General features: G+C 69.4%; 14 protein-coding genes. 2 read left to right on the top strand and 12 right to left on the bottom strand.

What is annotated here, in order from left to right:
- Positions 1–13 precede the first annotated feature (13 nt).
- The gene (locus ACFXI4_RS30560; protein ID WP_384996989.1) at positions 14–385 is read left to right on the top strand and encodes an NTP pyrophosphohydrolase; all 372 of its coding nucleotides are present in this window, start codon (positions 14–16) and stop codon (positions 383–385) included.
- A 98-nt stretch (positions 386–483) separates the two neighbouring features.
- Here ACFXI4_RS30560 and ACFXI4_RS30555 read toward each other — a convergent pair whose 3' ends face one another.
- From ACFXI4_RS30555 to ngcE, 10 genes are all read right to left on the bottom strand, one after another.
- A complete protein-coding gene (locus tag ACFXI4_RS30555) occupies positions 484–1,932 on the bottom strand; it encodes an ArnT family glycosyltransferase (protein ID WP_384996987.1) in 1,449 nt (482 codons plus the stop codon).
- A 72-nt stretch (positions 1,933–2,004) separates the two neighbouring features.
- A complete protein-coding gene (locus tag ACFXI4_RS30550) occupies positions 2,005–3,501 on the bottom strand; it encodes an amino acid permease (protein ID WP_384996985.1) in 1,497 nt (498 codons plus the stop codon).
- Positions 3,502–3,713: 212 nt separating this feature from the next.
- Complete coding sequence (gene dxs, locus ACFXI4_RS30545) at positions 3,714–5,630, bottom strand: 1-deoxy-D-xylulose-5-phosphate synthase (RefSeq protein WP_384996983.1); 1,917 nt, start codon at positions 5,628–5,630, stop codon at positions 3,714–3,716.
- Between the two features lie 191 nt (positions 5,631–5,821).
- A complete protein-coding gene (locus tag ACFXI4_RS30540) occupies positions 5,822–7,135 on the bottom strand; it encodes a sugar ABC transporter permease (RefSeq protein ID WP_384997063.1) in 1,314 nt (437 codons plus the stop codon).
- Between the two features lie 56 nt (positions 7,136–7,191).
- Entirely contained in the window at positions 7,192–7,983 is a 792-nt protein-coding gene (locus ACFXI4_RS30535; RefSeq protein WP_362732793.1) for an ATP-binding cassette domain-containing protein, read from the bottom strand.
- 329 nt (positions 7,984–8,312) lie between these two features.
- Positions 8,313–9,404: a substrate-binding domain-containing protein gene (locus ACFXI4_RS30530; RefSeq protein ID WP_351938180.1), complete on the bottom strand. Its 1,092-nt coding sequence runs from the start codon at positions 9,402–9,404 to the stop codon at positions 8,313–8,315.
- Positions 9,405–9,537: 133 nt separating this feature from the next.
- The gene (locus ACFXI4_RS30525; protein ID WP_384996980.1) at positions 9,538–10,737 is read right to left on the bottom strand and encodes an ROK family protein; all 1,200 of its coding nucleotides are present in this window, start codon (positions 10,735–10,737) and stop codon (positions 9,538–9,540) included.
- Positions 10,738–11,055: 318 nt separating this feature from the next.
- Positions 11,056–11,979, bottom strand: coding sequence for a carbohydrate ABC transporter permease (locus ACFXI4_RS30520; RefSeq protein WP_384996978.1), 924 nt, complete (start codon positions 11,977–11,979; stop codon positions 11,056–11,058).
- Positions 11,980–11,983: 4 nt separating this feature from the next.
- The gene (locus ACFXI4_RS30515; protein WP_384996976.1) at positions 11,984–12,910 is read right to left on the bottom strand and encodes a carbohydrate ABC transporter permease; all 927 of its coding nucleotides are present in this window, start codon (positions 12,908–12,910) and stop codon (positions 11,984–11,986) included.
- A gap of 28 nt (positions 12,911–12,938) precedes the next feature.
- The gene (gene ngcE, locus ACFXI4_RS30510) at positions 12,939–14,390 is read right to left on the bottom strand and encodes an N-acetylglucosamine/diacetylchitobiose ABC transporter substrate-binding protein (RefSeq protein WP_362718861.1); all 1,452 of its coding nucleotides are present in this window, start codon (positions 14,388–14,390) and stop codon (positions 12,939–12,941) included.
- Positions 14,391–14,813: 423 nt separating this feature from the next.
- Here ngcE and ACFXI4_RS30505 point away from each other — a divergent pair, with 423 nt between their 5' ends.
- Positions 14,814–18,557 (top strand): GH92 family glycosyl hydrolase, encoded by a 3,744-nt coding sequence (locus tag ACFXI4_RS30505; RefSeq protein WP_384996974.1) that lies wholly within the window; start codon positions 14,814–14,816, stop codon positions 18,555–18,557.
- Positions 18,558–18,630: 73 nt separating this feature from the next.
- On the opposite strand, the gene ACFXI4_RS30500 is transcribed toward ACFXI4_RS30505, so the two are convergent.
- Positions 18,631–21,909 carry a GH92 family glycosyl hydrolase gene (locus tag ACFXI4_RS30500; RefSeq protein WP_384996972.1) on the bottom strand — a complete coding sequence of 1,093 codons (3,279 nt, stop codon included), beginning with the start codon at positions 21,907–21,909 and terminating at the stop codon, positions 18,631–18,633.
- Positions 21,910–22,981: 1,072 nt separating this feature from the next.
- On the bottom strand, positions 22,982–25,696 hold the full coding sequence (gene acnA, locus ACFXI4_RS30495) for an aconitate hydratase AcnA (protein ID WP_384996970.1): 2,715 nt from the start codon (positions 25,694–25,696) through the stop codon (positions 22,982–22,984).
- Positions 25,697–25,826: the final 130 nt, after the last annotated feature.

Raw genomic sequence — 25,826 nt, 5'->3', positions numbered from 1 at the left:
CGACGCTGGGGGTATGGATGACGAAGCTTCCCTGCTGGTGATCGTCGACGGCGCGAACGTCGTCGGGTCACGGCCGGACGGCTGGTGGCGGGACCGCAAGGGGGCCGCCGAGCGACTGCGCGACCGGCTGGCCGAGCGGGGCCTGCCCGGCCGCCCGTCCCCGGTGGAACTGGTGCTCGTCGTCGAGGGCGCGGCCCGCGGAGTGACGTCGGTACCCGGGGTCCGGGTGGAACCGGCGTCCGGCAGCGGCGACGACCGCATCGTCGAGCTGACCGCCGAGGACCCCGGCCGCCCCCGCCTCGTGGTCACCGCCGACCGCGAACTGCGCAGCCGGGTGGCCGCGTTGGGTGCCGAGGTGATCGGCCCCAGCGCTCTGCTGCACTGAACCGGCCCCGCCGGACCACGAAATCCGACCCGGCCGCGATCGCAGCCGCACCGGACCGGGCCCGACCGGGCCCGGACGAGGTCGGCCATGTCGTGGACCTACTCCTGCGGCAGCCGGGCGTACAGCACCGCTCCGTCCACCTCGTCCACCCGTTCGTAGTCGGCGGTGAGCAGCCGGCGCAGGGTGGGGACGTGGCCGGGGCCGTACGGCTTGCCCCGGGAGTCGTCGACCACCAGGGCCGGTGCCCGGTCGGCCAGCTCGGCGCGGAAGACCGGCCAGGTGCCCTCGACGGCGTACTTCTCGCCCACCTGCGGACCGTCCCGGCCGCCGCTGAAATTGGTGAGCAGGCCGGCGGTGAGGTAGCGGGTGACGGGGGTGCGGTCGGCGAGCCAGTACGTCTCCGGGTGCATGCCCCACACCAGCACCCGGTCGCCCGGCTGGGTGCGCTGGGCGAGGGCGGCCGCGAGCCGCTGGGCGTGCGCGAGTTCGGGGCGGGGAGCCAGGAGCCCCCAGGTCAGGAAGAGGGCGCAGACGCAGGCCGAGGTACGGACGGCGGCCGCGGTCCGCTCTTGCGGCAGGATCTGCAGCGCGGCCGTGGCCAGCAGCGCCAGCGGCGGGGTGAGTTGCAGGAAGTAGTGGCCGAAGAAGTGGAAGCCGACGGTGACGGCGACCGCGGACGCGCCCAGCCACAGCCAGAGGTCGGCGGCGCCGGTCCGGGCCAGGCGCAGGCCGCGCGCGACGGGCGGGAGCAGGCCGGCACAGGCCGCGGCCAGGATCGCGGTGTTGGTCAACGCCCGTACCAGGACATGGAGTTCGGAGCCGGTGAAGGAGGCGTAGGCGCCGGAGCCGGTGACCGTCCAGAAGGCGAAGCCGGCCGGGTCGGTGAGCAGGGCCGCGCCCAGTACGGGCAGGGCGATGCCGGCCGTCAGCCGGAGCAGGTTCGCGCGCGGACCGCCGTACCGGTTGAGCAGATAGACCACCGGCAGCAGGACCGCGCCGCCGGTCTGCTTGGTCAGCAGGGCGCAGGCGACGGCCGCACCGGCGGCGCCCCAGCGGCGGCGGTCGGCGCACCACATCGCAGCCGCCGTGGCGGGCAGTATGAACACCTCGAACGTGGCCGCCTGGGCGTCCTCGGGGTTGAGCCCGACGGAGACCAGCAGGTACAGCGCTCCGGCGGTACGCCCCGCGCGGTCGCCCCAGCGGCGCCGGGCGATCGAGGCGAGCAGTACCGCGGTGGCCAGCTGGGCGAGCACGGCGAGGATCCGGACCGGGGTGAGCGACCCGGACCCGAAGGCCGCGAACACCCCCTCGTACAGCCAGGGCAGCAGGGGCGGCTTGCGGTCCACGACCGTCTCGTACAACTGCCCGCCGCGCGCCAGCATGCGTGCCTGCACGGCGAGGTAGCCCTCGTCCGGGTTCCACAGCGCCCGCAGGAAGGACGGCGCCCGGGTCACGCAGGCAAGGACGGCGAGCAGGGGCAGCAGCCGCGTCCAGTACCCCTTCCCTGCGACTACGGACCGTGGCGGGGCGAGGGGCGCGAGAAGCATGGGGAGCACGCTATCCGGCCCCGCAGTCCCACCCGGACGGGACATACGGGGCCGGAGCGGCGAGCCTGCCGGTCACGGAGCGTCGGCGGGAGTCCGCTCGCCCCTCGCGAGGCGGCTGTGCGAGCGGCCGTAGAGGAAGTAGACGACGAAGCCGATGACCATCCAGATGGCGAACCGCAGCCAGGTCTCGGCGGGCAGGTTGAGCATCAGCCACAGCGAGGCCAGCACGGAGACGACCGGCAGCACCGGAACCCACGGGGTACGGAAGGACCGCTCCAGGTCGGGCCGGTTGTTGCGCAGGATGATCACGCTGATCGCGACGACGACGAAGGCGAAGAGCGTACCGATGTTGACCAGTTCGGCGAGTTCACTGAGGCTGGTGAAGCCGGCGACGATCGCGATGACGACGCCCAGCAGGATGGTCGGCCGGTACGGGGTGCGGAACCTCGGGTGGGTGTGCGAGAAGAACCGGGGCAGCAGCCCGTCCCGGCTCATCGCGAAGAACACCCGGGACTGGCCGAGCAGCAGGATCATGCACACGGTGGTCAGGCCGACGGCGGCACCGAAGCTGATCAGGCCCGCGAACCAGGGATGCCCGGTGGCCTTGAACGCGTCGGCGAGCGGGGCGTCCACGGACAGTGCGCTGTACTTCTGCATGCCGGTCACCACGATGGCCACGGCGACGTACAGCGCGGTGCAGATGATCAGCGAGCCGATGATGCCGCGCGGCACGTCCCGCTGGGGATTGCGGGTCTCCTCGGCGGCGGTGGCGACGACGTCGAAGCCGATGAAGGCGAAGAAGACGACGGACGCGGCGGTGAAGATACCCATCACACCGAAGTTTGAGGGTGCCCAGCCGAACATCAGCTGGATCAGCGGAGCCTTCAGGTTGCCGCCCGCGGGCACCGGCTGCGCCTTGGGAACGAAGGGCTCGTAGTTGCCGCTGTGGATGAAGAAGGCGCCCGCGATGATGACGACCAGGACGACGGCCACCTTGATGGCGACGACCACCGAGGTGACCCGGGCGGAGAGCTTCATGCCGACGACCAGGATCGCGGTGAGGGCGAGGACCAGGGCGGCGGCGAGGATGTCGAAGCCGAAGCCGTGGGCGCCGTCCCGGCCGCTGAGGTACTCGGGCAGGTGCCAGCCCGCGTTGTCGAGCAGTGAGTGGATGTACCCCGACCAGCCGACGGCGACCACCGCCGTACCCAGCGCCAGCTCCAGCACCAGGTCCCAGCCGATGATCCAGGCCGGGAACTCGCCGAGCGAGGCGTACGAGAAGGTGTACGCCGAGCCGGCCACCGGAACGGTGGAGGCGAACTCGGCGTAGCACAGCGCCGCGAGGCCGCAGACCACGCCGGCGACGACGAAGGAGAGCGCGACGGCGGGGCCGGCGTTGTTCTTGGCCGCCGTGCCGGTCAGGACGAAGATGCCGGTGCCGATGATGACACCCACGCCGAAGACCGTGAGGTCCAGGGCGGACAGCGACTTCTTGAGCGCGTGCTCCGGTTCCTCGGTGTCCTTGATGGACTGTTCGACGTTCTTGGTCCTGAAGAGCGTCCTGGCCACGTGCCTACCTCCCACGTTTGTCGTCCTCGACATGATCGAGAGGGCCGGGGATGCGTATGCCCGGCAAAGGCAGGTTCACGCACGTGGGCCGGTCCCGCCACCGGAGGTGAGCGGAACCGGCCCATCGGAGTGGTTCGTGTGTCGCCGGGGGCTGCGCGCCGTACGTGGCCGGTCGCGCAGTCCCCCGCGCCCCGTGGGGGCCGCGTCGAGGTTCAGTCCCTCGCCGGTTCCACCGAACCGACGTCCGCCGTCTGACCGTCGAGCTTGGCCACCAGGCCTGTCACCTGGCGGGCGATGTCCGGCGCCGTCAGGCCGATCTCCGCCATGATCTCGGCCCTCGACGCGTGGTCCAGGAAGCGGGGCGGGATGCCGAAGTCACGGAGCGGCACGTCCACGCCCGCGTCACGCAGGGCCTGGGCGATGGTGGAGCCGACGCCGCCGACACGGCTGTTGTCCTCGACGGTGACCACGACGCGATGGCGCTCCGCCAGCGGGGCCATCGCCTCGTCCACCGGTTTCACCCAGCGCGGGTCGACGACGGTGGTGGAGATGCCCTGCTTGTCGAGGAGGCCGGCGATCTCCAGGCACATCGGGGCGAGGGCGCCGACGGAGACGAGCAGCACGTCCGGGGTGTCGGTGCCGGGCTCGCGCAGCACGTCCATGCCGCCGATCCTGCCGACGGCGGCCACGGCGGGGCCGACCGCGCCCTTGGAGAAGCGGACGACCGTCGGGGCGTCGTCGACCTCGACGGCCTCACGGAGCTGGGCACGGACCTGGTCGGCATCGCGCGGGGCGGCGAGCCGCAGGCCGGGGACGATCTGGAGGATCGACATGTCCCACATGCCGTTGTGGGAGGCACCGTCGGTGCCGGTGACGCCGGCCCGGTCCAGGACGAAGGTCACCCCGCACTTGTGCAGGGCCACGTCCATGAGCACCTGGTCGAAGGCGCGGTTGAGGAAGGTGGCGTACACGGCGAAGACCGGGTGGAGTCCGGTCGTGGCCAGGCCCGCCGCCGAGGTGGCGCCGTGCTGCTCGGCGATGCCGACGTCGTAGATCCGCTCGGGGAAGGTGTCGGCGAACTTCTTCAGGCCGACCGGCTGGAGCATGGCCGCCGTGATGGCGACGATGTCCTCGCGCTCCCGGCCGAGTTCGACCATCTCGTCGCCGAAGACGGAGGTCCAGTCGGCGCCGGAGGCCTTGACGGGCAGGCCGGTGTCGGGGTGGATGGGGCCGATGCCGTGGAAGCGGTCGGCCTCGTCCTGGAGGGCGGGCTGGTAGCCGCGGCCCTTCTCGGTGAGGCAGTGCACGATCACCGGGCCGCCGAACCGTTTGGCCCGGGCGAGGGCCGACTCCAGGGCCTCCATGTCGTGGCCGTCGATGGGGCCGACGTACTTCAGCCCGAGGTCCTCGAACATGCCCTGCGGGGCGATGAAGTCCTTCAGCCCCTTCTTCGCGCCGTGCAGGGTGTCGAAGAGGGGCTTGCCGACGACCGGGGTCCGCTCCAGCAGGTCCTTGCCCCGGGCCAGGAACCGCTCGTACCCGTCCGTCGTGCGCAGGGTCGCGAGGTGGTTGGCGAGCCCGCCGATGGTCGGCGCGTAGGACCGCTCGTTGTCGTTGACGACGATGACCAGCGGGCGGTCCTTGGCGGCGGCGATGTTGTTGAGCGCCTCCCAGGCCATGCCGCCGGTGAGGGCGCCGTCACCGATCACGGCGACGACGTGGTGGTCGTTGTCGAGCAGCTGGTTGCCCTTGGCGATGCCGTCGGCCCAGCCGAGGACCGTGGAGGCGTGGCTGTTCTCGATGACGTCGTGCTCGGACTCGGCCTGCGAGGGGTAGCCGGACAGGCCGCCCTTCTGCTTCAGCCGGGAGAAGTCCTGCCGTCCGGTGAGCAGCTTGTGCACGTAGGACTGGTGGCCGGTGTCCCACAGCACCTTGTCCTTCGGGGAGTCGAAGACGCGGTGCAGGGCGATGGTGAGCTCGACCACGCCCAGGTTGGGACCGAGGTGTCCACCGGTCTTGGACACCGCTTCCACGAGGAAGCTGCGGATCTCCCCTGCCAGCTGGAGCAGCTCCTCGGGGCTGAGCCGGTCCAGATCGCGCGGTCCCCTGATACGGGTCAGCAGCGGCACCCGTGCCTCCTTGCAGTAGAGCTGATCGAGCTGTTGCCGGGCCAGTCGAGTCTAATGTTCCGCCCGGACGGAACGACTCCGGCCCCAGGGTCATAGGTCACGCGATCGGCTGTACCCATCCACAGCCCTTCCTATGACACGACCGTGCCCGGCACTGGACAGTGCCGGGCACGGTCGGACAGCTCAGGGCGTCAGCCGCGCCCCGCCGCCTTCTGGCTCCGGCGGGACACCGAGTCGATGACGACCGCACCGAGCAGAACACCACCGGTGATCATGTACTGGATCGAGGTGTTCATGTTCAGCAGGTCGAGACCGGTCTGGATCGACTGGATGACCAGCATGCCGAGGAGGGCGGACCACACCGAGCCCCGGCCGCCGAACAGCGACGTACCACCGATGACCGCGGCCGCGATGGCCAGCATCAGGGTGTTGCCGCCACCGGCGTTCAGCGTGGCGCTGGCGGTCTGGCCGGCGAAGAACATACCGCCGATCGCCGCGAAGCCACCGGAGATCGCGAACACGGTGATCCGGACCATCGGCACGCTGATACCGGCACGGCGCGCCGCCTCGATGCCGCCGCCGACCGCGAAGACCTTGCGGCCGTAGGTCGTGCGACGCAGCACGAAGTCGACGATCACCAGGGAGGCGAGGAAGATCACCAGCGCGTTGGAGACACCGGACGCGTTGTTGAGCACGGCCGCCGCCACGAAGGACGCGATGGCGAGGAGGAGGACGCGGACCAGGATCTCGCTGGTGGGACGGAACGGCACGCCCGCGGCACGGCGCCGGCGCTGCTCGTTGAACTGGCCCACGGCCGACAGCACGACACCGAGGCCGGCCAGCAGGTAGGCCCCGATGATGGCCTGGTCCATGAAGAAGGAGCTCTGGCCGAGGATGTGCACCGGACCGCTGTCCGACGGGATGTTGATGGTGCCGCTGTCGCCCAGCAGCCACAGCATCAGACCGTTCCAGCCGAGGAAGCCGGCCAGGGTGACCACGAACGCGGGTACACCGATCTTGGCGAAGAACCAGCCGTGCAGCGCGCCGATGCCGACGCCCGTGATGATCGTGAGGACCAGGGCCAGCCAGGGGTTCATCCCGTGGTTGACCGCGAAGACCGCGAACAGCGTGGAGGCCAGGCCGCTGACCGACCCCACGGAGAGGTCGATCTCGCCCAGCAGCAGCACGAACACCAGGCCGATGGCGAGCATGCCGGTGGCCGAGAGGAAGTAGCTGATGTTGGAGAGGTTGTCGGCGCTGAGGAACAGGCTGTTCTTCGCCTGGAAGATCGTCCAGATGATGATCAGACCGATGACCACCGGCAGCGAGCCCAGCTCGCCGCCCTTCACCTTGCGCTTGAACTCGGTGAGGTAGCCCTTGAGGCCTTCCTCGCGGACCAGCAGACGCGGGTCGACGACCGCGACCGGCGCGGCCGTGGGGTCCTCGGCGGGAGGGGCCACCGTCGCGGTGGCCGCGGCGGCCTCGGCGGCCGCGGACTTCTCGATCTGGGGCGACTCGTCGGGCGACTCGTCGCCCTGCACGGTCTTGTTCGACGTCTCGCTCACTTTGCCGCCTCCGGGGTGCGACGCTCCGCACGACGGGTCACGGCGTTGTCCGTGGCGCCCGTGATCGCGGCGATGATCTCTTCATGGCTGGTGCTCTTCACGGGGAAGGAGCCGTTGTTCCTGCCCAGGCGCAGCACGGCGACCGTGTCCGCCACCGCCTTCACGTCAGCCATGTTGTGGCTGATCAGGATGACGGCGAGGTTGCGCTCGCGCAGCCGCTCGACCAGGTCGAGGACCTGCGCGGTCTGCTCGACACCGAGGGCGGCGGTGGGCTCGTCGAGGATGACGACCTTGGGGTCGCCGATCAGGGCGCGGGCGATGGCCACGACCTGGCGCTGACCGCCGGAGAGGCTGGCGATCGGGATGCGCACGCTCGGGATGCGGATGGAGAGCGTGCTCAGCAGTTCGCGAGCCTGCTTCTCCATCGTGACCTCGTCGATGACGCCCCGGTGCAGGAGCTCACGGCCGAGGAAGAGGTTGCCGACCACGTCCAGGTTGTCGCACAGGGCGAGGTCCTGGTAGACCGTCGCGACGCCCAGGCCCTGGGCGTCGTTCGGCTTGTTGATGTGGACCGGCTTGCCCTCCCACTCGATGACGCCCTCATCGATGGGATGTACACCCGCGATCGTCTTGACCAGGGTCGACTTTCCGGCGCCGTTGTCGCCCACCAGGGCGACCACTTCTCCGGCGTGGACCTCCAAGTCGACATCGGTGAGTGCCTGGACTGCACCGAATCGCTTGGAGACTCCGCGCAACGCCAGCACGGGCGTAGCGGACACGTGAACCATCTCCTTCGCCGCCTGACCGGCGGGGATGCCGCGCTTGGTGATCAGGCGCGGAGGGGCGTGCGGTCACCTCGGGTTGTCTTCGGTGTACGCACGCGATTTACAAGATGAACATGCGCGAATCCGCTGCGCTTGGCAACGGGTCCGTCCGACGCCCGCTCCGGCAGCGGGGTATGAGGGCCGGAGCGGGCGTCGGAGGGGTTTCGCGAGACCGCCGGACGGACGGGGCACCTTGCGGAAGGGCAGGGTCCGTCGGGCGGCCGGGGCCCGGGTGTCGTACTGCGAGCACCCGGGCGCTGGCGGCCGGAGCCTGGTGGCTCCGGGGCGCCGGACTACTGCAGGCCGGCGGCCTTGCAGGCCTTGGCGAACTCGGCGGTGCAGATGTCGGCGACCGTGTACAGCTTGTCCGCGATGACGGTGTCCTTGATGTTGGCCTTGGTGACCGACACCGGGGTCAGCAGCTGCGAGGGCACCTTGTCGCCGGAGCCGCTGGTCTGCGTGCTGGTGGCGAGCGAGGCGATGTCCTTGCCCTGGAGCAGGTCCACCGCGATCGTGGCGGCGGCCTCGGCCTCCGGCTTGAACGCCTTGTAGACGGTGGAGGACTGGGTGCCGGCGACGATGCGCTGGATGCCCGCGAGCTCCGCGTCCTGACCGGTCAGCGGGATGCCGCTGATACCGGCGCCCTTGAGCGTGGTGGCGATACCGCCGGCCATGCCGTCGTTGGCGGAGTAGACACCGGCGATGTTCTTGGCGCCGAGCTGCGTGATGGCGGCCTTGACCTTCTGCGCGGCGGTCGTGTCCTTCCACAGGCCGGACTGCTCGTAGGCGATGTCGACCTTGCCGTCCAGCGCCTTGTGGGCGCCTTCCTTGAACTGCGCGGCGTTCGGGTCGGCGTCGTCACCGTTGATCATGACGACCTTGGACTTCTTGGTCGCCTTGGAGCCGAGGGAGTCCAGCAGGGCCTGGCCCTGGAGCTCGCCGACCTTGACGTTGTCGAAGGAGACGAAGGCCGAGACCGGGCCCTGGGCGAGGCGGTCGTACGCGACGACCTTGATGCCCTTGTCGACAGCGGCCTGCACGGAGGACTTGATGGCCGCAGCGTCCTGGGACGAGATCACGATGACCTTGACGCCCTTGGTGATCATGCTGCTGACCTGCTGGGCCTGCTTGGCCGAGTCACCGGCGGCGTTCGCGTACTCGACCTTGCAGTCGGCACACAGCGAGCTGACCTTCGCCTCGAAGTACGGCTTGTCGAACTTCTCGTAGCGCGCGGTCACGCTGTCGGGAAGCAGCAGGCCGATGGTCTTGCTGCCACCGGAGGAGCTGCTGCTCGAGTCGCTCTTCTTGTCATCGCCGGCCTTGCCACAGGCGGCGAGCGACAGCGCCATGGAAACCGCGGCGGTGCCGATCACGACTCTACGCATCGTTGCGTTCATTGGGGGTGCCTCCCTGACAGGGCCGCAACGCTGCGGCCGAGGTGGCTGGAAGTCAACTCGGCCGCGACTGCGGCGTCAAGAAGTAAATACTTAACGAGATGGCAACGGCGCCATTCGTTCTCTAAGTGAAGGCAGGTGCAACCGCGGGCGAGGTGCCGTCCAAAAGGGTCGAATCGCCCATCTCGCTGAGCGCGAGAGCGAGCGCCCCGAGCACCTCCGCACGGCCGCCGAGCGCCCCGGGAAGCACCGAGAGCTGCCGCGCGGCACTGGGGATCGCGTAGCGCCCCACGGACTCCCTGATCGGCGCCAGGACCAGTTCTCCGGCCTCGGCGAGGTCGCCGCCGAGGACCACCCGGCTCGGGTTCAGCAGGTTGCAGAGGTTGGCCACACCGCTGCCGATGTGCCGGCCGACGTCGGAGATCACCCGACGGCATCCCGCGTCACCGTCCCGGGCCAGCCGTACGACGCCTTCCAGGGTCAGGTCGGTGCCGTGGCCGGGCTGGAGCAGGGGCAGCACGTAGCGGGCCGCCGCGAAGGTCTCCAGGCAGCCGCGGTTGCCGCAGCGGCAGACCGGGCCGGACTCATCGAGTGTAATATGTCCGATTTCACCTGCCGTGCCGCCCGGGCCCCGGTAGATCTTGCCGTTGATCACCAGGCCGGCGCCGACACCGCTCGCGACCTTGATGTAAGCAAGATCACGCACGCCCTTGCCGCTGCCCCAGACCAGTTCGCCGAGGGCGCCGAGGTTCGCGTCGTTGTCCACGTGCACGGGCACGCCGAGCCGGAGCCTGAGCTCCTCGGCCGGTCTCGCGCCGATCCAGCCGGGCAGGATGGCGCTGGAGCCGAGGGTGCCGGACTCCACGTCGATCGGACCGGGGACGCCGACACCCACGCCGGCGATCTTCGAACGGTCCACGGCGGTCGCCGCGATCAGGCGGTTGACCAGCTCTTCCGCCCTGTCGAAGCCCTGGCTGGACGACGCGTCCACGTCGAGGGGCTCGGCCTCCTCGGCCAGCACCTGGTGGGCGAGGTTCCCGATCGCTACGCGCAGGTGGGTATGACCGAAGTCCACCCCGATGACGATGCCGGCGTCACCGCTCAGACTCACGCTGCGGGCCCTGCGGCCACCCGCCGACGTGGGCGTGACCTCGACGGTTCCGCCGTCCTTGAGCTCGCGCACGATGTTGGAGACCGTCGCCGCCGACAGGCCGGTCGTGCGCGCGATCTCCGCCTGCGTGAGCGATCCGGCCAGGCGTACGGCCCGTACGACACGTTCCAGGTTGGCTCGGTGCAGCGACGACTGCGACCCCGGAGTCTCCATCGACCCATCCACTCCCGCCATCGGAGGCGGCCACGGCGCCGCCAACGTGACCCGCGTCACATCACTGGAACCGGGTCACTTACAAGTTATGAACTCCAAGCTCTGCTGAACGGGTTACCGACGTCAAGTCCTTGACAGAAATCGTTGGCGGTTCGGGGGATGCCTGAGGGACATGCGTTCGACACGTCCAGGCCACTGGCCGGCGGGGCCGGACGGGGTCCGTGAGCGGGTGAGGGACGCGTCGTGGCAGGTCGCGCCCGCGCGGCGGAGCCGCGGAGGGGAACAGCCTCGCGCTCCTTTCGGAGCGCAAACGTTCGGCTACTTGAGAGCGCCCGCCGTCAGGCCGGCCACCACCTGGCGCTGGAAGATGATGTACGCCGCCAGGACCGGGAGCATCGCCATCACCAGACCGGCGAACAGCCCCGACCAGTCGCCCTTGTAGCCCTGGCTGACCGCCAGCTGGACCAGGCCCTGGGTGAGGACGTGCTTGTCCGGGTCCGTGTTGAGGACCGTGGGGAGCATGTACTGGTTCCACTGCCCGAGGAAGTTGAAGATCCCCACGCTGATCAGACCGGGCTTCGCCATCGGCAGCATGATCTGGAAGAACGTCCGGGTGTGCGAGGCGCCGTCGACGAAGGCGGCCTCGGCCACCGAGGTGGGCAGGGTGCGGAAGAACGCCGTGAGGAAGAAGACCGTGAACGGCAGCGAGTACGCGATGTAGACCAGGATCAGGCCGTGGATCGTGTTCAGCAGGCCCATGTTGTTGACGACGTAGAACAGCGGGACCAGCGCGAGCATGATCGGGAAGCTCATGCCGCCGATGAACAGGAAGTAGATGAAGCGGTTGCCCGGGAAGTCGAAGCGGGCCAGGACGTAGGCCGCCATCGAGCCGAGCACCAGCGTGCCGATCAGCGAACCGCCCACCACCAGGACGGTGTTCAGGAAGTAGTCGCTCATGTTGGCCTGGGTCCATGCCCGCGACCAGTTGTCGAAGTGCAGCGCGTCCGGCAGCGCCCAGGGCGAGCTGAAGATCGACCTGTCGTCCTTGAAGGAGGTCATCACCGCCCACACCAGGGGCATGACCACCATGATCGCCCAGAGGATCAGCACGCCGTGGGAGAAGACGTTCAGGATCCCGCCCTCGCGCCGGCGCCGGGACGGCTTCGGCGCGGGGCCCTCGGTCCGGGCCACGGGCACGTCCGGGCCGCTCGGCGTCGGGGCGTCGGTCTCGGTCGTCGTCATCGCTTCAGTACTCCAGCCGCTCGCGACGGCCCAGCCGCATCACGATCGCCGCGAAGGCGAGCGTGACGACCAGCAGGGCGACGCCGATGGTGGTGGCGTAGGCGGCCTGACCGTCCCGGAACGCCTTCTGGTACACGTACAGGACCATCACGGTCGTCGAATAGTCGGGCCCGCCCGGTCCTGTCGTCATGATCTGTACGACTGCGAACGACTCGGCGCCGAGCGCGAGGATGCCCATGTAGACCCAGCCGGACTGCACGGTGTCCCACAGCAGCGGCAGGGTGAGGCGGAAGAAGGTGGTCGCGCGGCCGGCCCCGTCGAGCAGGGCCGCCTCGTAGAGATCGGTGGGAATGGACGCCATGCCCGCCGAGAAGAGGACCACGAAGAAACCGACCGTGGACCAGACCAGTACGGCCATCACGCACCACAGCGCCAGGCTCGGGTCACCGAGCCACAGTGGCTGGATATTGTCCAGACCAATTCCGCGGAGCAGTGAGTTGATCGCGCCGCTGTCCGGGTTGTACGCGAAGGCGAACAGCAGCGAGACGATCGCGATCGACAGCACCTGGGGGAAGAAGTAGACGATTTTGTAGAAGGAAGAGCCCCGGACACCGGTGACGACCGGGCCGCCCTTCCTCCTGCTGCCACCCACATTGATCATGAAGGCGAAGAACAGCGCCAGGCTGATCGTCACCAGCGGCAGCACGACCGCGAACATCAAGCTGTGCTGCAAGGACTTCCAGAAGATGTCGTCGTGGAACATCCTCTTGTAATTGTCCAGGCCGACCACCTTGAATTCGGGGCTCAGGCCCGTCCAGTCCGTGAACGAGTAGTAGATGGACTGGATGAAGGGCCAGACCACGAAGAGCGCGTACAGTCCCAGGGGCAACGCCAGAAACCCCACAATGAACCGGTACTTGCCGTGCTGCATCGCCACTCCGGTGCCGTGAAGGTGGGTATTACTGGTGCTTGTAGTGCTTGATCGAGCTGTCCTTGGCCGCCTCGTCGGCATAGCCCTGGATCTTCTTGATGGCCTCCGCCGGGGTCAGCCGGCCGGCCATCATCTCGCCGAGGCCGGCCACGCCGATCTTCTCCTTCTGGAGCTGCACGTACCAGTCCTGGAGCCGCGGGTTGACCACATTCGAGCCGGCCAGTTTCAGAGCGGCGACACCGGAGGTGAGGCCCGGGGTGAGGGTGATGCCGTCGGTGCCGCCGTTGTAGGCGGTCAGTGACTTCACCTTCGACGTGAAGTTCTTGGAGGACGCCTCGCTGAGCATGATGCGCAGCTGCTCCATGCCGCCCTCGGCGTTCGCCGCCTTGGCCGGGACGATGAACGGCTCACCGCCGGAGGCCCAGATGGTGCCGAACGGCATCTTGTCGTTCTTGTCGATGCCGGTGGGCGCGGAGACGGCGAGGTTGAAGTCGGAGGGGATGACGTTCGCCGACTCGTTCTCCACCCAGGAGCCGTTCGGGATGAACAGCGCCTTGCCCTGGGCCCAGGCCGTCTGCGACTGGATGTGGTCCAGGCCGGGCGTGCCCTTGAGGATGTAACCCTTCTTGTAGAGCTCGTAGTACGCCTCGAAACACGCCTTGACGGCCGGGTGCTTCCAGGCGTTGGGCTCCAGGTTGTCGATCGCGTTCAGGACCTCGACTCCGCCGACCTTGCCGATCATCGGGTACAGCGAGAACGGGACGTAGTACGGGTACTTGCCCGCGTACGTCCAGCCGGCCATGCCCTTCTTCTTGGCCTTCTCGCAGACCGCGAGCATCTGGTCCCAGGTCTGCGGGTACTCCGCGTCCAGCGAGTCCAGGGCCTTCTGCGAGTACCAGACGCCGTACACCGTGTAGGCGTAGTACATGATCCAGACCGGGTCGCCGTCGAACTGGCCCATCTCGACGATGCCGGGGCGCAGCGTGTCGCGGACCTTCTTGTTCGGGTCGTCGTACGACGGCGCGTCGAGGAGGGGGGTGAGATCGGCCAGCTGCTTCTTGCCGACCAGCACGCCCATGTCCATCTGCTCGGCGCCGGAGTTGTCGATGAGGTCCGGCGGGGTGCCCTGGTTGAAGCGGGGCTGCAGGGTGGACTGGATCTTCTGGGTGGCCGAGAACTTGACCTTGGCCTTCGGGAAGTCCTTGCTGTAGATCTTCACCGCGTCCTCGGCGTACTCCTTGCCGAAACCGCCGTCGAAGAGGACGAATTCCATCTTCGCGGTGTCGTTGACGCCGAGCGGGTTCTTGGCCGTCTTCTTGCCGGCCTTGTCCTTCGACTGGCCGCCCCCGCCGCTGCTGGCACAGGCGGAGAGAAATCCGACGGTGGGGACCGAGATCAGGCCGAGTGCGGCTGACCGCTTGATCAGATCGCGGCGGCCGACGCCTTCGGAACCATGACTGGCTGCGGATGTGGATCCCATGCTCAAGTCCTCGCCCTCTCCAGGACTCAGGCGGTGAACCGGATCCTCCCGGCACCGCGGTCGGGTAGTGCTGGGCCGTGCAGTAAGTCACTCAGGAAACGCCGACAGGTATAGTCCACTTCCCGCCAGTGGGGCAAGATCGAATGCAAGGTTGGCCAAGGGTCTTTTCCTAGTTGAGACCTGTCGGAAATCTGAGCGAGGTGTGTACGGCTTGCCGGAAAAAGAGCCGACATAGACCCCTGAATGCCGCAGCCAACACCCTTGACATCACCGACCACTTGACCACCTACTGGTTCCTGCGCCACGCATCTGACAACGTTGTCTCTTGTGGCAGGGAGGGTACCCGTGGTGATGCAGCGGAGAACGCAGCGAAGAACAGGACACAGATCTGGTACGGCGGTCGTGATCGCGGCCGCCGTAGTCATGACCCTGGGATCCCAGGGGGCCGCGGTCGCCCTGCCGGCCAAGGCACCGGCCGCCGCGACACAGTTCGCATCATCGTTCGAGTCTGGCGATCCGTCACCGGACTGGACCGACACCGTCGACACCGACCCCGCCGGCGCACCGCGCTCCTCGGGCGTCGACGGCGGCTACAGCACCGGCATCCCCGGCAACGTCACCGACCACGTGACCGACATGCGGGCCAGCGGGGAGAACACCGGCGCGGGCGAGGTCAAGGAGAACCTCGTCGACGGTGAACCGGGTACCAAGTGGCTCACCTTCGAGCCGACCGGCTGGGCGGAGTTCGACTTCGGCAAGCCCATCAAGCTGGTGACGTACGCCGTCACCTCGGCGAACGACTACGCCGAACGCGACCCCGCCGACTGGACCCTGCAGGGCTCGACCGACGGCAAGGACTGGAAGACCGTCGACACCCGCACGGGCGAGGGCTTCACCGAACGCTTCCAGACCCGGTCCTACGACCTCGCGACGCCCGCCGAGTACCAGCACTTCCGGCTCGACGTCACGAAGAACAACGGCGCGTCGGGCATCCTGCAGATCGCCGACGTCCAGTTCTCCACGGGCGGCAGCGGCGGCCCGGTCCCCCAGGAGATGCTCTCGCTGGTCGACAAGGGCCCGAGCGGGTCGCCGACCGCGAAGGCCCGGGCCGGCTTCACGGGGACGCACGCGCTGCGCTACGCGGGGCGGCACACCGCGAGCGGGCGGGCCTACTCGTACAACAAGGTCTTCGACGTGAACGTGAAGGTCGGCCGCGACACACGGCTGTCGTACCGGATCTTCCCCTCGATGGCCGACGGTGACCTCGACTACGACGCCACCAACGTCTCCGTGGACCTGGCGTTCACCGACGGCACCTATCTGAGCGGCCTCGGGGCGGTGGACAGCCACGGGTTCGCGCTCTCACCGCGCGGCCAGGGCGCGGCGAAGGGGCTGTACGTCAACCAGTGGAACGACGTCTCCTCGGTGATCGGTTCGGTCGCGGCCGGCAAGACCGTCGACCGGATACTGGTGGGCTACGACTCGCCGGCCGGCCCTGCCAAGTTCCGTGGCTGGATCGACGACGTGAACATCGGGCGGGCCGCCCCCGAGAAGCCCAAGGCGCATCTGTCCGACTACGCGCTGACCACCCGCGGCACCAACTCCAGCGGCAGCTTCTCGCGCGGCAACAACTTCCCGGCCACCGCCCTGCCGCACGGCTTCAACTTCTGGACGCCGGTGACCAACGCGTCCTCGGAGAGCTGGCTGTACGAGTACGCGCGGGCCAACAACGCGGACAACCTGCCGACGATCCAGGCGTTCAGCGCCAGCCATGAGCCCAGCCCCTGGATGGGCGACCGGCAGACCTTCCAGATGATGCCTTCCGTCGCCACCGGCACCCCGGACACCGGCCGCGAGGCGCGCGAGCTTGCCTTCCGGCACGAGAACGAGACCGCGCGGCCGTACTACTACGGGGTCACGTTCGAGAACGGACTCAAGGCCGAGATAACGCCGACCGACCACGCGGCCGCGCTGCGCTTCACCTACCCGGGCGACGACGCGAGCGTGATCTTCGACAACGTCACCGAGCAGGCGGGCCTGACGCTCGACAAGGAGCACGGGGTCGTCACCGGCTACTCGGATGTGAAGTCCGGGCTGTCGACGGGCGCGACCCGCCTGTTCGTCTACGGTGTCTTCGACAAGCCGGTGACGGGCGGCGACTCCAGCGGGGTCAAGGGCTACCTGCGGTTCGACGCGGGCTCCGACCACACCGTCACGCTGCGCCTGGCCACCTCGCTGATCAGCGTCGACCAGGCGGCGGACAACCTGCGCCGGGAGATCCCCGACGGCAGCTCCTTCGACACCGTGAAGGCGCGCGCGCAGAAGGTCTGGGACAACCTGCTGGGCAAGGTCGAGGTGGAGGGAGCCACGGCCGACCAGCTGACCACCCTCTACTCCAGCATGTACCGGCTGTACCTGTACCCCAACTCCGGCTTCGAGAAGGTCGGTTCGAAGTACCAGTACGCCTCCCCGTTCTCGCCGATGATCAGCCAGGACACCCCGACGCACACCGGCGCGAAGATCGTGGACGGCAAGGTGTACGTCAACAACGGCTTCTGGGACACCTACCGCACGACCTGGCCCGCGTACTCCCTGCTGACACCCGGTCAGGCGGGCGAGATGGTGGACGGGTTCGTACAGCAGTACAAGGACGGCGGCTGGACCTCGCGCTGGTCCTCCCCCGGCTACGCCGACCTGATGACCGGCACCTCCTCGGACGTGGCGTTCGCGGACGCCTACGTCAAGGGCGTGCACTTCGACGCCGAGGCGGCCTACGACGCGGCCGTGAAGAACGCGACGGTCGTCCCGCCCTCCTCGGGCGTGGGCCGCAAGGGCATGTCGACCTCCCCCTTCCTCGGCTACACCAGCGACGACACCCGCGAGGGCCTGTCCTGGGCGATGGAGGGATACGTCAACGACTACGGCATCGCCCAGATGGGCAAGGCGCTCTACGCGAAGACCGGCGAGAAGCGCTACAAGGAGGAGTCGGACTACTTCCTCAACCGCGCCCAGGACTACGTGAACCTCTTCGACTCCAAGGCCGGCTTCTTCCAGGGCAGGGACGCCCAGGGCAAGTGGCGGGTGGACTCCTCGTCGTACGACCCGCGCGTGTGGGGGTACGACTACACCGAGACCAACGGCTGGGGCTACGCCTTCACGGCTCCGCAGGACAGCCGGGGCCTGGCCAACCTGTACGGCGGCCGGTCCGGGCTCGCGGACAAGCTGGACGAGTACTTCGCGACACCCGAGACGGCCTCCACCGACTTCGTCGGCTCCTACGGCGGGGTCATCCACGAGATGACCGAGGCCCGGGACGTCCGGATGGGCATGTACGGCCACTCCAACCAGGTCGCCCACCACGTCATCTACATGTACGACGCGGCCGGCGAGCCCTGGAAGACCCAGGCGTACGTCCGTGAGGCGGTCTCCCGGCTGTACCTGGGCAGCGAGATCGGCCAGGGCTACCACGGCGACGAGGACAACGGCGAGCAGTCGGCCTGGTACCTCTTCTCGGCCCTCGGCTTCTACCCGCTGGCGATGGGCAGCGGCGACTACTCGATCGGCTCCCCGCTGTTCAAGAAGGCGACGGTCCACCTGGAGAACGGCCGGGACCTGGTGATCCGGGCGCCGCGGAACAGCGCCGCCAACGTCTACGTGCAGGGCGTGCGGGTCGACGGCCGTATCTGGACGTCGACCTCGCTCCCCCACTCGCTCATCTCCAAGGGCGGGGTCGTCGACTTCACGATGGGCCCCAAACCGTCGACGTGGGGCACGGGCAAGAGCGCGGGACCGGTGTCGATCGCCAAGGACGACAAGGTCCCGACCCCGCGTGCGGACGTCCTGAAGGGTGACGGCTCCCTGTTCGACAACACCTCGGCGACGGAGCAGGCGGTGACCTCGGTGGACCTGCCGGTGACCCGGCCGGTCAAGGGGATCCAGTACACGCTCACCTCGCCGGCCGACCGTACCGGCGCCCCGACGGGCTGGACCCTCCAGGCCTCGTCGGACGGCGCTCACTGGCGCACGGTGGACCGGCGGTCGGGCGAGACCTTCCCCTGGAACCTCCAGACCCGGGCGTTCACGGTCCGCACACCGGGGACGTACGCGCACTACCGGCTCGTCCTGGACGGCGCTTCGACACTGTCGGAGGTGGAGTTGCTGGCCTGAGACGACGGCGGCGGAACAGAGGGGGCGGGCCCGGACGGGCCCGCCCCCCTTGCGTTGCTTGCGTTGCCCCGTCTCAGCCGGTGGCCAGGGCGAAGACGTGCAGGTCGGTGTTGTCGGGGAGCCGGACGCTCTTGATGCTCCTGCCGGCCGGTGCCTCGAACGGCCGGGTCGCGAAGACGTAGGTGGCCACGGGGTCCTTGTCGGCGCCCGCGACATTGCGGTACGCGGTCCTCGCCACCGTCTCGTTCCCGTACTGGACGGTGCCGCCTCCGCCGCCGACGGTCCAGTCGGTGAAGGCGAGGTCGGCCGTGCCGGTGCTGCCGTCGGTGTAGGTGACGGTCGCCCGGGCGGACTGGTTGCCGTTGGTGGCGCTGCCGAGGAAGGACAGCCTGCCTGCCGGCGTGGCCAGTTCGATGGTCTGGCCCGCTGCCGTCGCGTTGTCCGGGCGGCCCGCGGGCGCGTTCGGCCAGGTGTAGGCGAGGCCGTCGACCGTGCCCTGGGCACCCGCGGTGAGGCCGGCCGCCGCGAGGGCCTGGCGGGAGTAGCTCCAGCCGCCGCCGTCGAAGTCGCCCTCGTCGTGGTCGCCGGTGTCGTCCGAGACACCGGTGTTGTCGTAGGCGGCGAGGAGGGTGCCCGGGGCGGCGACGGTCAGGGCGACCGGCTGGGCGTAGGAGGTGCCGGCGGAGGTCACTGTGACCTGGACGTCGTAGTAGCCCTGGGGGGTGCCGGAGGTGGTGGAGAGGGTGATCTGCTGCGCGCCGTCGGTCACCGTGCCCTCGGCCGGGGTCGCCTTGACGCCGTCCGGGGTCCGCACCCGGAAGCGGACCTCGGGGCCGGTGCCGCCGGTGAGGGACAGGGCGCGGATGGCGACCCGGGTGCTGTCACCGGGGGCGAGGGTCGCGGTGGTGGGCCCGACACCGATCTGGTACGGCTGCTCGCCCTGGCGGAAGGACGGCGGGGCAAAGGACGCCCCCCAGGCGTGGTTCGGGGTGGCGGAGAGGGTGTAGTCGAGCCGGCCGCCGTCCCGGACGAACGAGCTGTCCAGCCAAGGGCGGTCACTGGTGCGGCCGTCGACCTTCAGGGACTGGACGTACGGGGCGTCGGCTGCCGCTCCCCGGGCGTGGATCGAGATGTCGTTGCCGCCCGGGCGGTCGATCTCCACCCGTTCGAACAGCGGTGAGGCCAGGACGAGTTCGGCGCGGGAAGGAACCTGGGGGTACATGCCGAGCGCCGAGAAGACGTACCAGGACGACATCGCGCCGAGGTCGTCGTTGCCGGGGATGCCGCCGGGACCGGTGGACCAGAGCGTGGTCATGGCCGCCCGGACGGTCTCCTGGGCCTTGTACGGGGCGCCCGCGTAGTCGTACAGGTAGGGCACGTTGATCGAGGGCTCGTTGTCCAGCGCGGACTTGTCGCCGCCGCCGGTGAGAGCCCAGCTGCCGTCGCTGTGGTGGAAGAAGTCGTCCAGGCGGGCGAGGGCCCGGTCCGTGCCGCCCATCGCGGCGAACAGCCCGGCCGGGTCGTGCTGGACCATCCAGGTGTACTGGGCCGCGGTGCCCTCCACGAACCCGTTCCCGGTGGCGGGGGTGAAGCCGGTGACCCAGCTGCCGTCCGCCTTGCGGTTGGCGATGTAGCCGCCGGTGGGGTCGGCCGCGACGTTGAAGTTGTTCTGCCACCACTGGGAGCGGCCGGCGAAGGTGGCCGCGATGCCCTTCTCCCCCGCCGCCGCGGCGAGCTGGGAGAGGGAGAAGTCGGCCGTGGACATCTCCAGCGTCTCGGCGGCGCCACCCCACGCGTTGGAGACGGACGGCATGTAGTGCTTGTCCAGGTACTTGTCCAGGGACGGGCGCTGACCGGCCGACAGCACCGGCTTGCCCGCCGCCGACAGGTCCTGTGCGGTCGGCACCGTGGCCGCCTTCACCAGCGAGCGCAGGGCGCCCTTCAGGTCGAAGCCGGTGCCGCCGAAGGCGCGGATGCCGGCGAGGGCGGTGGGCGAGGGGTCGCCGTTCATGACGTGGGTGCCGCTCGCGCCGTGCAGCCAGCGGTCCCAGATCCCGCCGTTCTGCCGGGCGAGTTCGTAGAGCGACTGGGCGATGTCCGAGCCGGTGCCGGGGTCCAGCAGGGTGAGGAGCTGCACCTGGTCGCGGTAGACGTCCCAGCCGGAGAAGGTGCCGTACTGCGCCCGGTGGCCGCGTCCGACGCGGTGCACCTCGTCGTCGCTGCCCCGGTAGCGGCCGTCGGCGTCGCTGATGACGTTCGGGTGGAAGAGCGAGTGGTAGAGGGCGGTGTAGAAGGTGGTGCGGTCGGCGTCCGTACCGCCCCCGACGCGGATGGCACCGAGGCGGTCGCGCCAGGCTCGGCGGGCGGCGTCACGGACGGCGTCGAAGGAGCGCCGCGGCGGGTTCTCCGCCCGCAGATTCGCCTCGGCGGCGGACCTGCTGACGTACGAGATGCCCACCTTGACGTTCACCGGGCCGGTGCCGGGCGCGAACTCGACGTAACCGCCGGCGCCCTTGCCGGCGACCGGCCGCCCGCCGGACGAGAAGCCGCCGGTGGAACCGGCGGCGGCCGTGGACCCCGGACTGAGCCGGTCGTCCTGCCAGGTGCCGGCGGTGGTGAAGGCGCGGTCGAAGCGGGCGGTGAAGTACAGCGTGTAGTAGGACCGTTGGCCTTCCGGATCGAGATAGCCGCAGAAGTTCCCCGAAGTGACCGAACCGGAGACGGTCCGGGTGGCCGGGTCGATGGTGACCGTCGAACCGGCCGAACCCACCTCGGAGTTGGCGGTGCGGATCAGCAACGAGGCGGGCTTGTCGGCCGGGTAGGTGAACCGGGCCGAGCCGGTGCGGGCTGTCGCGGTGAGGTCGGCGGTGACACCCGAGGCGAGGCCGACCTTGTAGTGGCCGGGCTCGGCGGTCTCGTCGGAATGGCTGAAGTCCGACGCGTAGACGGCGTCCTTGGTGTCGCTCGCCGGGGACGAGGTGACGTCACCGGCGTACGGGAAGAAGGGGATGTCGCCGCTGCCGCCGGCGCAGCCGGTGCCGGACATGTGGGTGAGGCTGAAGCCCCGGATGCGGGTGGCGTCGTACTGGTAGCCGCCGGGCGCGGCGGTTCTGGTCGCGTCGCCTCTGGTGTTCTCCGGACTCCAGGAGAGCATGCCGAACGGCACGACGGCGCCGGGGAAGGTGTCGCCGCCGTTCTTGGTGCCGATCAGCGGATCCACGTACGCCGTGGGGTCCTTGACCAGTTCGGGGGCTCGTTCGGGTGGCCCGCCGGCGGTCGCCGCGAGGGCGGGGGTGGCACCGCCGGCCGCGAGCACCGCGGCCAGCAGCAGAGACATGGGACAGAAACGCATGACGCGGCCCCTCCTCCTTCGGACGGGTCGCGTACCACAGGTCGCACAAGCCGCAGGGACAGTAACGCGCGCCACCCGTAGCACGGAAGACCGCATGGGACCGCACGTCCGCGACGGGCACCAACCCCGTTCACCCGGTCGGGCTACGCGAAGTGGCTTGACATCGTTGTCGGTTGGGGCGGTAGAGTCATGAAAGGACCATCAGACAACGTTGTCGTGTGCCACAGCGTCGACACAAGCCGAACAGCACAGCAGGCACGAGGCAGTTCGAGCCACTTCCCCTCCGGGCAGGCGCCCCACCCCCCTCCCTGCCCGGCTCGCGGACCCGGTGTGCACCGGCACCCGGGTCCGCCCAGAGCAGACGCCGGCACCGCCGGGGAGCCGTTCCGTCAGGAGTCGGGGGGCGGGGGCGGAAGCGGGCCCGGCACCTCGGCGGGTTCCGGTCCGCCGAAAATTATGGGAGCGCTCCCACCCCACCCTCCGAGACGGTAGCGCGGACGAGGGCGGCTGTAAACGGCCGGAAAGGCTCCACCGTTCCGGGACACCGGCGCACCCTCCGCGGTCGCGGCGCCGCGACCGGCCGTCCCAGGCATGTCCCAGCAGCCCCGTGACGCGGCACCTCAGCGCGCCCCCGGCGTCCCGGCGTCCCCAGGACGGCCGGAACTCCTTGGCAGGTTCCCGGCCGCGCCGACAGCCTGCTGCGGCGAGCAGCCGCGTGCGCAGCGACCCGCCCCGCGGCCGCGCGGTCATCTCCCGTCCTCCGCGGGCCGTACGACGTGTCCCGGGACGCGGCCGAAGTCGAGCGGGCCGGGCTCCCCGGTCGGCACCGGGTCGTGGCGGAGTCCGCGCGTGGCCGGGCGGCATCCGGCTGGGCATCGGCGCGTGCGGGGCGCGGACTCGGCCGGTTCGGGCCCCTGCGGTGGCGGACATGTACCAACTCTGTGCCGGTGCGCTGGGGGAACGCTGTGTTCCGCCTGAGCCCCGGCGATGTTCCGCGGCGCCGGCGCACAGGTACGGCGAAGGGCCGCGCCCCCGGCTGACCGGGGACGCGGCCCTCACAGGCCCCGGAAGGCTACTTGCGGAGCAGGCTGCGCAGCACGTACTGCATGATGCCGCCGTTGCGGTAGTAGTCGGCCTCACCGGGGGTGTCGATCCGGACGACCGCGTCGAACTCGACGCCCGTGTCGGTGGTGACCTTGACCGTGCGCGGCGTGGTGCCGTCGTTGAGCTCCTCGACACCGGTGAAGGAGAAGGTCTCCTCGCCGGTCAGGCCGAGGGACTCGGCGGTGGCGCCCTCCGGGAACTGCAGCGGGAGCACGCCCATGCCGATCAGGTTCGAGCGGTGGATGCGCTCGTAGGACTCGGCGATGACGGCCTTGACGCCGAGCAGCGCGGTGCCCTTGGCGGCCCAGTCGCGGGACGAGCCGGAGCCGTACTCCTTGCCGGCCAGGACGACCAGCGGGATGCCCTGCTCGATGTAGTTGCGGGAGGCGTCGTAGATGAACGCCACCGGCGCGTCCGCCTGGGTGAAGTCGCGGGTGTAGCCGCCCTCGGTGCCCGGCGCGATCTGGTTGCGCAGGCGGATGTTGGCGAAGGTGCCGCGGATCATGACCTCGTGGTTGCCTCGGCGGGAGCCGTAGGAGTTGAAGTCACGACGCTCCACACCGTGCTCGGTGAGGTACTTGCCGGCCGGGGTGTCGGCCTTGATGGCGCCGGCGGGCGAGATGTGGTCCGTCGTCACCGAGTCGCCGAGCTTGGCCAGCACGCGGGCACCGGCGATGTCCGAGACCGGGGACGGCTCGTGCGCCATGCCCTCGAAGTAGGGGGGCTTGCGGACGTACGTCGACTCCGCGTCCCACTCGAAGGTGTCACCGGTCGGGATGGGCAGCGACTGCCACTGGGCGTCGCCGGCGAAGACGTCGGCGTAGGACTTGTTGAACATGTCCTCGCCGATGGCGCTCGCCACGACCTCGTTGACCTCGGCCTCGGTGGGCCAGATGTCCTGGAGGTACACCGGCTTGCCGTCGGTGTCGGTGCCCAGGGCGTCCTTGGTGATGTCGACCTTCATCGAGCCGGCGATCGCGTAGGCGACGACCAGCGGCGGGGAGGCCAGGTAGTTCATCTTGACGTCGGGGTTGATCCGGCCCTCGAAGTTCCGGTTGCCGGAGAGGACCGAGGTGACCGCGAGGTCGTGGTCGTTGACGGCCTTGGAGACCTCCTCCGGCAGCGGGCCGGAGTTGCCGATGCAGGTGGTGCAGCCGTAGCCGACGAGGTTGAAGCCGACCTTGTCGAGGTAGGGGGTGAGCCCGGCCTTGTCGAAGTAGTCGGTGACGACCTTGGAGCCCGGGGCGAGCGTGGTCTTGACCCACGGCTTGCGGGTCAGGCCCTTCTCCACGGCCTTCTTCGCGACGAGCGCCGCGGCGACCATGACGTACGGGTTGGAGGTGTTGGTGCAGGAGGTGATGGCCGCGACGGTGACCGCGCCGTGGTCGATCTGGTAGGTCGAGCCGTCGGGGGCGGTGACGGTGACCGGGTTGGTCGGAACGCCGTTGGTGGACGCCGGGGCGTCGGAGGCCGGGAAGGACTCCTTGCCCGCCTCGTCGGCGGTGTCGACGTAGTTGCGCACGTCGGTCTTGAACTGCTCGGCGGCGTTGGCGAGGACGATGCGGTCCTGCGGGCGCTTCGGGCCGGCGATGGAGGGGACGACCGTGGCGAGGTCCAGCTCCAGCTTCTCGGAGAAGTCGGGCTCGGCCTTGGGGTCCAGCCAGAGACCCTGCTCCTTGGCGTACGCCTCGACGAGCGCGACCTGCTGGTCGCTGCGGCCGGTCAGACGCAGGTAGTTGAGGGTCTCGTCGTCGATCGGGAAGATCGCGGCGGTGGAGCCGAACTCCGGCGACATGTTGCCGATGGTGGCGCGGTTGGCGAGGCTCGTGGCCGCCACGCCCTCGCCGTAGAACTCGACGAACTTGCCGACCACACCGTGCTTGCGGAGCATCTCGGTGATGGTGAGGACGAGGTCGGTGGCGGTGGTGCCGGGCTTGAGCTCACCGGTCAGCTTGAAGCCGACGACGCGCGGGATGAGCATGGAGACCGGCTGGCCGAGCATGGCGGCCTCGGCCTCGATGCCGCCGACGCCCCAGCCGAGCACGCCGAGGCCGTTGACCATGGTGGTGTGCGAGTCGGTGCCGACCAGGGTGTCGGGGTACGCCTGGCCGCCCCGCACCATGACCGTGCGGGCCAGGTGCTCGATGTTCACCTGGTGGACGATGCCGGTGCCCGGCGGGACGACCTTGAACTCGTCGAACGCCGTCTGGCCCCAGCGCAGGAACTGGTAGCGCTCGCGGTTGCGGCCGTACTCCAGCTCGACGTTCTGCGCGAAGGCCTCGTGGGTGCCGAACTTGTCGGCGATGACGGAGTGGTCGATGACCAGCTCGGCCGGGGCCAGCGGGTTGATCTTCGCCGGGTCGCCGCCGAGCTCCTTCACGGCCTCGCGCATGGTGGCGAGGTCCACGACACAGGGAACGCCGGTGAAGTCCTGCATGATCACGCGGGCCGGCGTGAACTGGATCTCCTGGCTGGGCTGGGCCTGCGAGTCCCAGCCGCCGAGGGCACGGATGTGGTCGGCGGTGATGTTCGCGCCGTCCTCCGTGCGGAGCAGGTTCTCCAGCAGGACCTTCAGGCTGTACGGAAGGCGAGCCGAGCCTTCCACCTTGTCCAGCCGGAAGATCTCGTACGACTCGTCGCCCACCTGCAGCGTGCTGCGGGCGTCGAAGCTGTTCGCCGACACGACAGTCTCCTTCATTGATGTGCGCGTACCACCGTCAATCGTGCCGCCACGCCGACTTGGCCCATCCAGTAAGGTCGGACTAAGTTAGGCATGCCTTACTAGAGATGGCGGCTGCGGTGCGCCTGGGCAG

The sequence above is a fragment of the Streptomyces sp. NPDC059224 genome (assembly GCF_042754285.1).
Classification (GTDB): Bacteria; Actinomycetota; Actinomycetes; order Streptomycetales; family Streptomycetaceae; genus Streptomyces.
Note: the sequence above shows the minus strand (reverse complement) of the source record. Positions and strands in the feature narration are given on the sequence as shown.

Excerpts from the sequence above, each read along its gene's own strand:
- ACFXI4_RS30560 (WP_384996989.1), top strand. The coding sequence starts at position 14 with ATGGATGACGAAGCTTCCCTGCTGGTGATCGTCGACGGCGCGAACGTC.
- ACFXI4_RS30555 (WP_384996987.1), bottom strand. The coding sequence starts at position 1,932 with ATGCTTCTCGCGCCCCTCGCCCCGCCACGGTCCGTAGTCGCAGGGAAG.
- ACFXI4_RS30535 (WP_362732793.1), bottom strand. The coding sequence starts at position 7,983 with ATGGTTCACGTGTCCGCTACGCCCGTGCTGGCGTTGCGCGGAGTCTCC.
- ACFXI4_RS30530 (WP_351938180.1), bottom strand. The coding sequence starts at position 9,404 with ATGCGTAGAGTCGTGATCGGCACCGCCGCGGTTTCCATGGCGCTGTCG.
- ACFXI4_RS30525 (WP_384996980.1), bottom strand. The coding sequence starts at position 10,737 with ATGGAGACTCCGGGGTCGCAGTCGTCGCTGCACCGAGCCAACCTGGAA.
- ACFXI4_RS30520 (WP_384996978.1), bottom strand. The coding sequence starts at position 11,979 with ATGACGACGACCGAGACCGACGCCCCGACGCCGAGCGGCCCGGACGTG.
- ACFXI4_RS30515 (WP_384996976.1), bottom strand. The coding sequence starts at position 12,910 with ATGCAGCACGGCAAGTACCGGTTCATTGTGGGGTTTCTGGCGTTGCCC.
- ngcE (WP_362718861.1), bottom strand. The coding sequence starts at position 14,390 with ATGGGATCCACATCCGCAGCCAGTCATGGTTCCGAAGGCGTCGGCCGC.
- ACFXI4_RS30505 (WP_384996974.1), top strand. The coding sequence starts at position 14,814 with ATGACCCTGGGATCCCAGGGGGCCGCGGTCGCCCTGCCGGCCAAGGCA.
- ACFXI4_RS30500 (WP_384996972.1), bottom strand. The coding sequence starts at position 21,909 with ATGCGTTTCTGTCCCATGTCTCTGCTGCTGGCCGCGGTGCTCGCGGCC.